The sequence below is a fragment of the Cupriavidus sp. 09_S30 genome, assembly GCF_056930435.1.
The window spans coordinates 2,270,293-2,282,066 of sequence record NZ_JBXOWI010000002.1 but is presented as its reverse complement, the minus strand read 5'-3'; the positions used below and the strand labels follow the sequence as shown (position 1 = coordinate 2,282,066).

At 63.0% G+C, this 11,774-nt stretch carries 10 protein-coding genes; 7 read left to right on the top strand and 3 right to left on the bottom strand.

Translation table 11 applies throughout. From position 1 onward, the window contains the following. Positions 1-79: 79 nt before the first annotated feature. Entirely contained in the window at positions 80-481 is a 402-nt protein-coding gene (locus AC1Z3O_RS30405) for a cupin domain-containing protein (RefSeq protein WP_483520333.1), read from the top strand. 130 nt (positions 482-611) lie between these two features. Here the strand turns inward: AC1Z3O_RS30405 and AC1Z3O_RS30400 are convergent, their stop codons facing one another. Beyond that, entirely contained in the window at positions 612-1,040 is a 429-nt protein-coding gene (locus AC1Z3O_RS30400) for a VOC family protein (protein ID WP_483520331.1), read from the bottom strand. A gap of 117 nt (positions 1,041-1,157) precedes the next feature. Then, positions 1,158-2,162: a dienelactone hydrolase family protein gene (locus AC1Z3O_RS30395; RefSeq protein ID WP_483520330.1), complete on the bottom strand. Its 1,005-nt coding sequence runs from the start codon at positions 2,160-2,162 to the stop codon at positions 1,158-1,160. A gap of 433 nt (positions 2,163-2,595) precedes the next feature. Between AC1Z3O_RS30395 and AC1Z3O_RS30390 the strand changes: the two genes are divergently transcribed. The 3 genes from AC1Z3O_RS30390 (at position 2,596) to AC1Z3O_RS30380 (ending at position 6,937) form a co-directional block, all read left to right on the top strand. Then, complete coding sequence (locus AC1Z3O_RS30390) at positions 2,596-3,246, top strand: response regulator (protein WP_483520328.1); 651 nt, start codon at positions 2,596-2,598, stop codon at positions 3,244-3,246. Beyond that, positions 3,243-6,200, top strand: a complete 2,958-nt coding sequence (locus tag AC1Z3O_RS30385; RefSeq protein ID WP_483520326.1) for an ATP-binding protein — start codon at positions 3,243-3,245, stop codon at positions 6,198-6,200. Before AC1Z3O_RS30390 ends, AC1Z3O_RS30385 begins: the two co-directional genes overlap by 4 nt. A 230-nt stretch (positions 6,201-6,430) precedes the next feature. Then, a complete protein-coding gene (locus AC1Z3O_RS30380; RefSeq protein ID WP_483520324.1) occupies positions 6,431-6,937 on the top strand; it encodes a YMGG-like glycine zipper-containing protein in 507 nt (168 codons plus the stop codon). Positions 6,938-7,133: 196 nt separating this feature from the next. Here the strand turns inward: AC1Z3O_RS30380 and AC1Z3O_RS30375 are convergent, their stop codons facing one another. Next, positions 7,134-7,610, bottom strand: a complete 477-nt coding sequence (locus AC1Z3O_RS30375; RefSeq protein WP_483520322.1) for a hypothetical protein — start codon at positions 7,608-7,610, stop codon at positions 7,134-7,136. A gap of 911 nt (positions 7,611-8,521) precedes the next feature. On the opposite strand from AC1Z3O_RS30375, the gene AC1Z3O_RS30370 reads away from it, so the two are divergent. Genes AC1Z3O_RS30370 through AC1Z3O_RS30360 form a run of 3 tightly spaced genes read left to right on the top strand, consistent with a single transcriptional unit; the run spans position 8,522 to position 11,594 of the window. Then, positions 8,522-8,986 carry a DUF3302 domain-containing protein gene (locus AC1Z3O_RS30370; protein ID WP_483520320.1) on the top strand — a complete coding sequence of 155 codons (465 nt, stop codon included), beginning with the start codon at positions 8,522-8,524 and terminating at the stop codon, positions 8,984-8,986. After that, a complete protein-coding gene (locus AC1Z3O_RS30365; RefSeq protein WP_483520318.1) occupies positions 8,987-10,165 on the top strand; it encodes an HlyD family secretion protein in 1,179 nt (392 codons plus the stop codon). A gap of 10 nt (positions 10,166-10,175) precedes the next feature. Continuing rightward, positions 10,176-11,594, top strand: coding sequence for an efflux transporter outer membrane subunit (locus AC1Z3O_RS30360; RefSeq protein WP_483520316.1), 1,419 nt, complete (start codon positions 10,176-10,178; stop codon positions 11,592-11,594). Positions 11,595-11,774: the final 180 nt, after the last annotated feature.

The following is an 11,774-nucleotide window of genomic DNA, read 5'->3' as shown; positions in this document are numbered from 1 at the left end:
GCCCGCCACCATTGGCGCCAGATACCTGCGCCGGTTGCAATGGGAATTCCCCAGCTGATCAAGACGAAGGAAACTCCAAATGAAACTGAACCGAATCATTGTGGCTGCCATGCTTGCCGCCGGTGCCGCTATGACGCTGCAGTTGGCGCAAGCGCAAACTGCGGAAGTCCATCGAACCGATCTCGTCCAGCACGATCTCAGCGTGCCGGATCGCGAGGCAATACAGGTACGCGTCGACTTCGATCCCGGCGCATTCGCTCCGCAGCACTCGCATCCGGGAGAGGAGATCGCCCATGTCCTGCAGGGGACGCTGGAGTATCAGCTCGGCGGCCAGCCGCCTGTAACGCTCAGGGCCGGTGATTCCTTGTTCATTCCGGCGGGGACTGCCCACTCGGCGAGAAACGTCGGCAGCGGCAAGGCATCTGAACTGGCGACTTACATCGTGAAGAAGGGGGCGCCGCTGGTTGTGCCGGCCAAGTAAGCACCCGGCCCCGATTCGCTGCTACTGCGCAATAACAAGCTGGTAGTCCTGCCCGTTTCGCACCGTGCTGCGTCGAGAAGTCAACCTTGGCCTTGTCGGCGCAGCCTTCATCGCGGTGGGGCAGGCGATGCTATTTTTCTTTCCGCATCCATGGTGTGAAAGTGATACCAATCAGTAATCCTTCCGGCGAGAGGAAACGACTGACAGTCTGACCCCACGGCTCTCTTCTGCTATTCACAAGCATTCGATATCCTCGTGCCTCAAGCTCCACTGTTGCCTCCTCGACGCTATCAACGTCAAACTCAAGCCAAGCTTGTGGAACAGGAATGTCGTCAGGCCAGGAGTCTTTACCAAAGCACGACTGGGCTGCCTGAGAGAGCGGCCAAAGGGCAAAGCTATTTGCTCCTTTCAGCGCCTCCGTATGAAGGTAACCACCACTCTCTTCTTTGAAGGGGATGCCGAGGTTCTCACTATAAAGCGTGCGGCTTGCCCCCGTGTCGCGGACAATTGGACCAAAGCCCGCAATGAACAGAATTTTGATGTTGCCGATTCGATTCATGGCACCCCTCCAACCAATACACTGAGTTTCGACTTGGCGTGCCCCGTTGGCTGCCACAACTTCCCGATCCACTTCGGCCCTATGACCACCAGGCTCCCTTCCGGAGTGTGCCGGTGATCAGGGGGGAATGGTTGAAGCGGTGCCGCTGGGTGCCAGCACGCGCGCCACTATCTCGTGAACAGCCTGTCTTGCCAGCCGTGCCGCCGGCTCGTCATATGCGACCGTCACCCCTCTTTCGACACAAGGGTCGTTGTATGTAAAGGGCTCCCGTGTCTTTGCGTTGACCAGTAGCCCGCTTTCCAGTTCGATTGCCCTGCAATTTCGGGTCGTCTGCGCCTGCGATAGTTGTACCGGCGGCCGGAGAGCCATCGAGTCGAATTGATGATGCGCCCCAGGGTATTCGGTGAGCTGAACATCGTTACCCGTCGCTCTTAAACGACCCACGTACGCACGGCACGGAGCAACCGGATTGTAGTTGTCCGCACCGCCCTGAAAAATGCGTACCGGCTTGTCAACCAGGCTGTCGTCTTCGTGATACGTGTAGGTGCAGTCCGGGTAAAACGCAATGTAGGCAGCGAATTGTGTCCCGGGCAACGCGTGTAATCGGTGAAATCGCTTCAAGCTTGCGTAGAGCGCATTCTGCCCGCCTCGCGAGAATCCCATGAGTATGATCTGTGCAGGGTTAATCCGCGGGTGTCTGGAAAGAACGGCGAGCGCACGATAGGCGTCCTCGGTCTGCGCCAGACGAGGAAGCTGGGTCTGATCGTTATTGGTGTTGATGATGCTGCGCCCCGAGAAGCTGTCGAGGACGAAAGTGGCGACGCCCATTTCGAGCAGGTCATGCTCCCAGTCCGTCACGCCACTGGCAATGCCGCCTGAACCATGCAGCAGGATAACTAGTGGAAGCCGACCGGACGCATTCCTGGGTAAGCGAAGTTCGCCTGCGATCGTAGCCGGTCGGCCGTTTTCGTGGCCGGTCAGGAACTCCTGATCGGTCATTGTGACAGTTTGGATTGGAATGACCTCGGTCCGAACCGGCTGCGCCAGTCCAGCAATCGGCGGACTCACGAGCACCAGCAGCGAAGCAAGCCGGGCAAAGAAGCGGGTATACGTCGGCTTCATGGCACCCTCCTTCTTTAACCTTAAGTTGTGCAGAATCCGCGTACAAAGTACCGCTCCACGAGGCATTCTAGACGGCGAAATTCGCCACTGCCGGAAAGCTAACCGACGGCGTTACGCATCCAACGGCCAAAATTGCTGCTCCCCCTCCGCCTTCGCCATTAGTGATTTACAGCGGAAGTCATCCTTCAGGTGGGCCGTGAGTGGGACGATCGGCAAAATATCTGTCCCGTACGGCAAAACCGGTGCCACGGCAAGTTGGTAGAATCAGGAGCCCTATGCAGGCTGGTTCACCCGGCAGGCTACGCCGCCCCCGTTGATTTGCGCGTGCCGCCGGACCTGTCGAGGCCGTTCTGCCTTGAGGATGGACCATCCACTGCATGCTGTAAGAAAGTGCGCTCCCAGGATCGACCTGGAGTGCGGAGAAATAACGCGCATGCCACCACGTACCATCTCCGTCGTGATCGCGGACGATCACCCGGTGATTCAGCTCGCAGTCAAGAGCACCTTGAGCGAGATCCCGAATGTCCAGGTTTCTGCAACGTGTTCATCAGGAAAGGAACTCTTCGCCGCGCTGGAAACGCATCAGCCTGATCTCATCATCACAGACTTCACAATGGAGCGTTCCCAGGGCAATGACGACGGACTGCGCCTGATTCAGCGGCTCAAGCAGTTCAGCCCCGGAACGCCGATCATTGTCTTCACGATGCTGACCAATGGTGGCCTGCTCACGCGTATCAAGGAGTCGGGCGTCGCCGCCATCGTGGGGAAGAACGAAGAGCCGGGCATCCTGAGGCAAATCTGCATCGACGCGATGTCCGGCCACGCTCAGCGGCTCTCGCCGGCGATAGCTGCCCGGATGGCAAGCGCCGGTGCGCTGGCCGATGGCGGCACAAGCCCGCTGTCGCCGAAGGAGATCGAGGTGGTGCGCATGTTCGCGGCCGGCAGCACCATCACGGAAATCGCCGGGTATCTGCATCGGTCGCTGGCAACCGTCGCGACGCAGAAGCGCTCCGCCATGCGCAAGCTGAACATCACCAGCAATGCAGACCTTGTCACGTACGCACGCGACAACGGTCTTACATGATGCAAAGCACGTTCGAGCCGCCGCCGTCACCCGACCTCCACGACGTCGAACGAAACCTGCAGCGGGAACGCCGGGTGTTCTCGATGGTGATCTTGTTGCTGGCGCTGGTCGTCATCGCGATCGCCTCGGCAACCGTGCTGGTCCGGCTGAATGGCTCGCTGCGTGCCCAGGAGCAGGTTGCCCGCCTGTATGAGCAAGGTATCGTCGACGCCGTCCTGGAACGCCGGAGCACCCTCACTGCGACGAACCTGATCCTGGAACTGCGTGCCAATGGCACGTTCCCCGTCTCGCCGGGCAAGCCGGCCGGGCATCTCTGCAAGCAGGTTTCGCCTTCGTCTCCGCCGGACGATGTCCTGCAGCAGAGCTGCGACCAGTCGGTCCGCACGCTGACGGCCGCAAGCCAGAGGCCATCGATCGAGATGATCGCGATTGCAAACGGCGCGACGTATCGCTATGAGGCGGAAGATCCATCGGGATCGGTCGCGCGGCCGGTGCTTCCGCTGATGTCGTCATCGACGATCATCGGCACGGTCCTCAATCGCTTTCAGAGCCGCGACCTGGACCTGCTGCAGGCGGCAAGGGAGAAGCGCGTCATCTGGCAGGGATTCCCGGCGGGAACTGCGGGACACGATCCCGAGATGATCGGCGCATCGCTGGTCGCGAAGGGCGACGCGCTCTACGCCATCGTCCTGACGCGAATCCCCCTGCGGGAGCTGCTGCGGCCGGCGGGACCCAACCTGTCGATCCCCGAGCCGATCGTTTTCGACAGCCTTGGCGCGCCACTGGTCGCTGCGGGCGCTCGCGCCGGCGTGCAGCACCTGGACGCCCGGCTGGAAGAGCAGCCGGATGAGCTGTTTCACTGGGTTCCGGACTATGGCTGGGCACTGCGCCGCCCGCCATTGGTGGCCGATTTCGGGCATCTGATCTTTGCGCTCCCGGTAGGCCTTCAGTTGCGGGAAATGACGGACGAACTGATCGTCATCGGCCTGACCGCCGCCGCGCTCATCGCCTTGCTGTTTGCGATGTACCGCTACTGGAACTATCGCTTCCTGACCGGGACCTATGCCGAAGCAGCACGCGCGCAGCGCCTCCTGCACGAGGCAAAGCTCGCGAGCGATGCGGCCGCCAAGGCCAGGGTGGCGTTCTTTGCGTCGATGAGCCACGAGATACGCACCCCGCTTGCCTCGCTCCTGGGCAATATGGAGCTGGTTGCCATGGGGGCGCTGGAACCGGAGCAGCGGGCGAGGGTGAGTGCGATGCAGGTGTCGGCCGAGGGGCTGCTGCAGATCGTCAATGACGTGCTCGACTTCTCGCGGATCGATGTGGGGGCATTGAGCATCGCCGAGGAAGCTGTATGCGTCACCGAGCTTCTCAGCCGGATTGCGATCTCGCACGCGCCGCTTGCGGCGCAGCGCAAGCTGACCTTCCTTGCGGTGTACGGCAAGGGCATTCCCGCACGGCTCGAGCTTGACCCGCTGCGCCTGACCCAGATCGTCAGCAACCTGCTTGGCAATGCGTTCAAGTTCACGCAGGTGGGCAAGATCGTCCTGCGCGCGCAGTGGGTGGACGAGAACCTGGAGATCCTCGTCTCCGATACCGGCATAGGCATACCGGCGGAATACAAGGATCGGCTCTTCCAGCCATTCTCCCAGGTCGACAACAACCGCCTGGCCCAGGCCCGGGGGACCGGTCTTGGCCTGTCGATCTGCATGCGGCTGGTGGAGCGGATGAAGGGCCGTATCACGCTGGACAGCATATTGGGTGTCGGAACACGGGTCACGGTTCGCCTGCCGCTCCGGGTGTCCGACGCGGCGCCGACGCTGCGCCTGGATCTGCCGCCGAACCGGACGCTTGTCCTGTCCCGTGAGCCGGAGTGCCTTGAAGGGTTGCTGAATCAGTTCGACTGGGGGGCGTGTCAGCCGTCGGCCCGTTCAGGCATGGATGAGCCCGTGGACGGCGGCCGCTATGACTGCTTGTTCGTGACCGAGGCATTCGATCCCGAGCAAGTCATCGCCTGGTGGCCAAAGCCGGCCTCGATCGTATGGCTGAAGCAGTTGGGTCCGCTCGTCCCAACGACGCGGCCAGACGGCGGCCGCGATGTTTCCGCCTATAGTCTGCCCGGCATCCATGCCGCTGCGCTGGCGGTCATCACAAGGGCGCAGCCGCTTCAGCTGCTTCAGCGGCCTGGCGAGGGCCTTATCGAATCCGCCACGCACGAGCGCCGCCCAGCGCCGCTTGCGGGCTTGTCCGTGCTGGTCGCCGAAGACAACCTGCTGAACAGGAACCTGCTGCGGGACCAACTGCGCGCGCTCGGCGCCAGTGTCGTTGAAGCGAGCAACGGCAGCGAGGCCATGGCGGCGCTGTCGGAGCATGGCGTGGACGCGGTCCTGACCGATATCGACATGCCGGTCATGAACGGCTTCGACCTGCTTCGCGAGATCAAGCATGCCGGTATGCAGATCCCGGTGTATGCCGTGAGCGCAAGCGCGCGGCCCGAGGATGTCGCGGAAGGGGAGGCGAGGGGGTTCACCGGCTATCTCACCAAACCGCTGTCTCTGGCCGCGCTTGCATCGGTTCTCGCTGGCGTCGGCGATCCTGCCGGCATGATGCATGCGGAAGATGGCGTGCAGGCGGAAACGCTGGCCGACGACGAGCTTCCAGAGCTGCCGGTGGTTCCTGCCGAGTATGTCGAAGCCTTCCTCACGCAGACCGGAGCGGATCTGGACGAATGCGACGCCATTCGGGCCGAGCGCGACGTGCAACGGCTAGAACGGCTGCTGCATCGCATCTCGGGCACCCTGGCGGTGGTCGGCCGCTCGCAACTGGCCGAGCTGTGCGAAGACCTGCATGACTACGCGGCGGATGCGGATGGCTGGGACGAGGAGATCGAGCTCCAGTCCGGCTACATCGCGCAGCGTCTGAGGCAAATGTGTGAGCTCCTGCCCACTGATTAGCCGATTAGCCGATTAGCCGATTAGCCGATTAGCCGGATTGCCGGATTGCCGGCCGCGCCGCTGCGCCGATTTTCTAATTCCTATGATTGTGATTGCTCTCCTGCGCCGCGAACATTGAGGGGACGGGTGACTGCCCCTCTTTCAGGCACCCGTCTTGGGGGCTTCCCCAAGCAAGACCTCGCAGTTTGCCCGCCTCACCGGCGGGCTTTTTTCTTTGAACAGGAGAGTTCATGAGCAATCGTCACCACTTTGCTCTTGCCGCGTGCACGGCATTCGCACTGATCTCAGGCGCGGTACCCGGCACGGCCGGAATGGCACGGGCTCAAACCATTTTGCAGAAGCCCATTGCCTATCCGGCTCGAGGGCAATCGGCACCTCAGCAGGCCAGCGACGATGGCGCCTGCTACGGCTGGGCCAGGCAGCAGTCAGGCGTTGATCCGTACCGTGTCGCGAGTGCGCCAGTCCCGGTCATCGTGCCGGGCGGCGAGCGGGTCAGGGGAGCGGCCGGCGGCGCGGCTGCCGGTGCCGTGGTGGGTGCGATCGGCGGTGACGCCGGCCAGGGGGCCGCAACGGGCGCCGCAGTCGGCGCAGTGGCCGGTGGCATCGCGCATCGCCAGCAGCGCCGCCAGGCGGCCGCGGTCAGCGCGCAGATGCAGGCCAACAACGATTGGGCGTTGTCGTCCTACTGGCAGGCGTGGAGGGCTTGCATGACGGGCCGCGGTTACTCGGTGCAATAAGAAACGCCGTCAAAACGATTCTGGCGTCATTGCGCGGCCTTGCCGTACGACTTGTACTGTCTGCGGCCGCGCGCCTAGCCAGAACCGCTTCGCTTCATGTTGATAGCGTTTCTAAGCGCGACGGAAGGTGGACCGGGCCGACGGCGGCCGGTCCACCCCGGCCCCGGGGAGACAGCGTCGATACGTTCTGGAGAAGCTAGAGGACAGCGCACTCTTCGGCGGCGGTGACGACAGTCAGGCTTACCTGCGCATCGTTGCGCAAGAGGACGCACAGATAGCCGCCCGTGATGTCTTCCGGATGCGGATCTTCAAGCCACAGGCGCGGCGGCGGCGTCGTGGCGGCGTGCACCTTCCCCTGAGCGGAAGCCGCGTTGGATTCCGCGCCGGCCACGGCATCGTTCCAGGTGACCGCGATTGGCCCCTCCGGTTTCTCGCCGAGGAAGCAGAACGATGGGGTTGATTGCGAGTCCCGTGATGCGGGTCCGGTTTCGCAACGGCCGGCGCGCACGGCCAGCACGTCATGATCGGTGCGATTGACGGCCACGATCTTGGCCCACGGCCAGGGTTCCTGGAACGGGCTCAAGGTCTCGGCATTGGGGAACGCGCATCCAGACAGGGCGCTTGCGGCTGCAATGGCAATGACGCCAGCAGACATCGAGGAAACAACATTCATTTGGGTAATGGGTTCAGGCGAGCCTGGGCTTCACCTGGGGGACGTGCAACGGCGGACAGGGTAAGGGCGGCCTTGCCGCGCGGGCTATCAAAGGAATTCGAAAAGCCTGGTGATACCGGGGTTAGGTCAATCCGGCGCGTGCTTACTTTCTAATTCCTTTGATAGCCGCGATTGACGCGCCGCAATAAAGTGTGTTCTCGATCGAGACGTGGCCGGCGGTGCCGGTGGGCGTCGACGGAAGCTGAATTACTTCGGAGGGAACTGCAGACATGGTCAAGAACTGCCGATCGGCCATCACGGCAATAGGCGTTGCACTACTGATCGTGGGCGCCGGGCAAGCACACGCGCAGATCTCGGCTGGCTCCCGGCTGCAAGGGTCCACCGATCAGTCGGACCTATGCACGGGCACCGGTCTTGCTGCGACGGCCGCGGTGTGCCGTGCTTCAGGTGCGCCAAGCAGGAGCAAGTACAACCTCCTGTACGCGGCCGATGTACCAGCGACCGAAGACGCCTCGTCGTCAGGGGACGACGCGCGATCCGATCGGCCGGCAGGGCGCACGCCAAAGGACGCTGCCCGCGGCGGCCTGCGCGGCGGGGCAGCAGAGTCCTAGTCCGCTGAATCATTGAAATGGGAGGTGAAGGACATGCCATGCGGGAATCAGCGCTAGGGCGGAGCAGGGAATTCGGATTGCATAGCAATCCGCCTGCGCAGCGGCACGCGCTTACCAGCGCGTGCGCGCCCTGCAAGCGCAAAGCGCAGCAATAGCACGGCTATTGCGAGCATTTGCAACGACGCGATGAGCCCGCATGGCGTGGCAGGCACCGACCGATTTCAGTGATTCAGTGGACTAACCCAGCCGGTGCACTGTGCAACTGAGCCTTCGTGCTCCATCTCATAACAAAACTACTTCATGAAACTGCGACCGTATCTGCTGGCGGGCATCTGCCTGCTGGCACTGACTGAACCTGCTCTTGCATCCGAGCTCAGCGGAAAGGCGCTGGATAGCGTGGCCAATGCCATCTCCTGGGTGGTGTTGGTCTTCGTTCCCGTTGCAGGCGTGTACCTGTTCTGGATGCTCCATATCTGGCCGGAGAAGATCGCGCATCAGAAGCGCCATCCGCAAAAGGAAGCGATCCACGCGCTGTGCCTGCTCTCGCTCTTCTTCGGCGGGCTGCTGTGGCCGCTGGCCTGGCTCTGGGCGCATACCAAGCCGGTGTTCTACCGGGCAGCCTATGGCACCGACAAGGCGCCGGAGGACGACGAGGCACCATCGCATGGCGCCGGGAAATCGACCCCACGTAGCGCCACGACCCTGCCGACGTCCACGATGGAACCGGTTGCCAGCGCGATGCGCGGCGCAAAGGAGTCGATCTGAATGGACGCTCTACTGCTTGCGGTCTACGCGCTGGTCGTGTGGCTGGTCTTTTTCAAGTTCAAATGGCTGCCGTGGAACACGAAGTCGATGGTCATCGTGGTCACGATCCCGGTGGTCGCGATGACGATGCTGATCCTGACGCTCAACGTGGTGGCACCGTCCTCCCATGACATCAGGGTCATGGGCAAGGTCCTTCAGGTGGTGCCGCAGGTCCGCGGCCGCATCGTCGAGCTCGCTGCCGAGGGTAACCGGAGCTACAAGAAGGGCGATGTCCTGCTGCGCATCGATCCGACACCGTATCAGGCCTCGGTCAAGCAACTCGAGGGCAGGCTGATGGCGGACGACGCGGCGCTTGCCGAGGCCCAGGCATCGGCGCGCCAGCTAGGCGAATCCATGCGTGGCGCGGCCGGCAGGGTGAGCGCGGTGGAGGCCAAGCTGACGCTGGCCCGTCAGCGGGTCAAGGAACATGACGCGCTGCTTGCGGCCGGGGCCGGCTCGAAGTTCGACCGGGACGATGCCATGGCCCGCCAGCGCGAGCTGGAAGGCGAACTGGTCAGTGCGCAGGCTGCCGAGGATGAGGCAAAACAGAAGCTGTCCGCCAAGAGCCAGGGTGAGTTCGCGGCCATCGCCACTGCGCGCGCCAAGCGTGCGGAAACCGAAGTCATGCTTGAAAAGGCCAAGTGGGACCTTGACCAGACCGTGTACCGGGCGCCCTCCGATGGCAAGGTCGTAAACCTGCAGGTGCGCGTGGGCACCATGCTTGTCCCGCTCCCCTTCATGCCGGCATTCAGCTTTGTGGAGGATCAGCAGGAGGTGCTTGCCTTCTACCGGCAGAACGAGCTCTACAACGTCAAGGAGGGAGATCTCGCGGAGATCTATCTGCCGACGCTTCCGGGCGAGATCATCAAGGCGAAGGTGGATTCTGTGGTCTGGGCGCAATCGCAAGGGCAGTTTGCCCAGGGCGGCATGATCCCGAATACCGGCGCCACGGATGTCGTGCCGAATCGCTTCGCGGTCAAGCTGGACCTGCGTGACGAGTCGAAGAACCTGATGCTTCCTGTCGGCGCAGTCGGGGCCGGCGCGATCTATACAGAGCATATGAAGATGTTCCACATCATTCGCATGGTCTTCCTGCGCGTCAGTTCCAAGCTGAACTACCTGGTATTCAAGCTCCACTAAAGGGATGTCCGTGTCATCGTCACACATCAAGAAGATTCTTCCGGCATTGCTGGCGCTTCCGGTGGCTATGCTCTGCGGCTGTGCCCTGCAGACGCCGCCTCAAGGTGCCGACCTTCGACACCAGGCGGTGCCGGTGCTCGAAGGACAGCCCGCCTGGGTAAACGACGCCGCAGCGGGCAATCCCGCTGACGGCTGGCTTGCAAGCTTCGATGATGCTGAGCTCCAGCGTCTGGTGCGGGAAGCCATCGCGCACAACAACGACCTCCGGCTCGCCGCGGTGCGTGTCCAGCAAGCGCAGGCGCTTGTCACCATCCAGAGCAGCGGCCTGCTGCCGAGCGTAGGCGTGAAGGGCCGGGCGGGCCATTCGGAGACCCAGATCCTCTCCGTCGGTGCGACCTGGGAGGTCGATCTCTGGGGGCGTATCCGCTCGCAATCGCGGGCAGCAGAATCCCAGTACGCCGCCACCAAGGACGACTATCTCTGGGCCCAGCGCGTCGTCGCCGCAGCCACGGCCAAGGCATGGTTCGCGCTGATCCAGAACGCACAGCTCGAGGACCGGTTGCGGCAGGCCGCTGCCATCCAGGATCAACTGGTGCAGATCGCCGGCCAGCGTGTTGCCATCGGCATCGCGCCGGACAGCGAACTGCTGGAAGCGCAGAATGCGCGCCGGTCGCAGCTTGACGCGCTCAAGACGGCCGAGCTGGCCAGGAGCCGGGCTGCACAGGCCCTGGAACTGCTGCTGGGCCGCTACCCCGCCGGGGAAATCGCCAAGATCGTGCCAGGGCTGGATTTGCCGGCCATGCCAGCGGCCCCTCAGGCGGGCTTGCCGGCGGATCTGCTCGATCGCCGCCCCGATCTTACGGCGGCCGCCCACAAGGTGGCTGCAGCCTTCGACCTGAGGCAGTCAGCCGAGGCAGCACGCCTGCCGCAAATTTCCATCAGCGCGGCCGTTACCGGCATCCGCAGCGACGTGTTCCTGCTTAATCAGGCCGGCACCCCGATCAAGGGGCTGAACGCCGCGCTCTTCGCGCCGATCTTTACCGGCGGAGAACTCAAGGCACGGGCGGACTACTACACCGAGGAGCAAAAGGCCGCCCTGATCGCCTATGGCAACAGCGCCCTGCAGGCGCTGAGCGAGGTGGAGGCGGGATTGCAAGCCGAGTCCAACTATGCCGAGCGCACCAAGCAACTGCAGGACAGGGTGAACGAAAGCCGGGTGCTGGTCCAGCGTGAAGAAGCACGCGCCAGGATCGGGGCCTCGGACACGCGCAGCGTGCTGAAGGACAAGCAGTCACTTCTGGCTGCCGAGATGGACCTTATCAACGTGCAGGGCGGCCATCTCAACCAGCGCATTGCGCTGTTGCTGGCGCTAGGGGGGGACTGGACCCAGAAGGGAGATGCCGCCGTAGCTTCCGGGGCCGGCGCCTGAGGTGCAACGATACTGGAGCCTTTGCAGTCACTGTCGCGAACGAAGAAGGCACGCCGAGGGGGAGAGATCGGCGTGCCGACAGGTCCGCAATACCGGTCGCGCGGCAAAGTTGTATCCTTGATGCACGGATGTACCGGGCGCATTGCCCAGCCAGGCTCGCACCACAGCGATCAGCACATT

Excerpts from the sequence above, each read along its gene's own strand:
- AC1Z3O_RS30405 (WP_483520333.1), top strand. The coding sequence starts at position 80 with ATGAAACTGAACCGAATCATTGTGGCTGCCATGCTTGCCGCCGGTGCC.
- AC1Z3O_RS30400 (WP_483520331.1), bottom strand. The coding sequence starts at position 1,040 with ATGAATCGAATCGGCAACATCAAAATTCTGTTCATTGCGGGCTTTGGT.
- AC1Z3O_RS30395 (WP_483520330.1), bottom strand. The coding sequence starts at position 2,162 with ATGAAGCCGACGTATACCCGCTTCTTTGCCCGGCTTGCTTCGCTGCTG.
- AC1Z3O_RS30390 (WP_483520328.1), top strand. The coding sequence starts at position 2,596 with ATGCCACCACGTACCATCTCCGTCGTGATCGCGGACGATCACCCGGTG.
- AC1Z3O_RS30385 (WP_483520326.1), top strand. The coding sequence starts at position 3,243 with ATGATGCAAAGCACGTTCGAGCCGCCGCCGTCACCCGACCTCCACGAC.
- AC1Z3O_RS30380 (WP_483520324.1), top strand. The coding sequence starts at position 6,431 with ATGAGCAATCGTCACCACTTTGCTCTTGCCGCGTGCACGGCATTCGCA.
- AC1Z3O_RS30375 (WP_483520322.1), bottom strand. The coding sequence starts at position 7,610 with ATGAATGTTGTTTCCTCGATGTCTGCTGGCGTCATTGCCATTGCAGCC.
- AC1Z3O_RS30370 (WP_483520320.1), top strand. The coding sequence starts at position 8,522 with ATGAAACTGCGACCGTATCTGCTGGCGGGCATCTGCCTGCTGGCACTG.
- AC1Z3O_RS30365 (WP_483520318.1), top strand. The coding sequence starts at position 8,987 with ATGGACGCTCTACTGCTTGCGGTCTACGCGCTGGTCGTGTGGCTGGTC.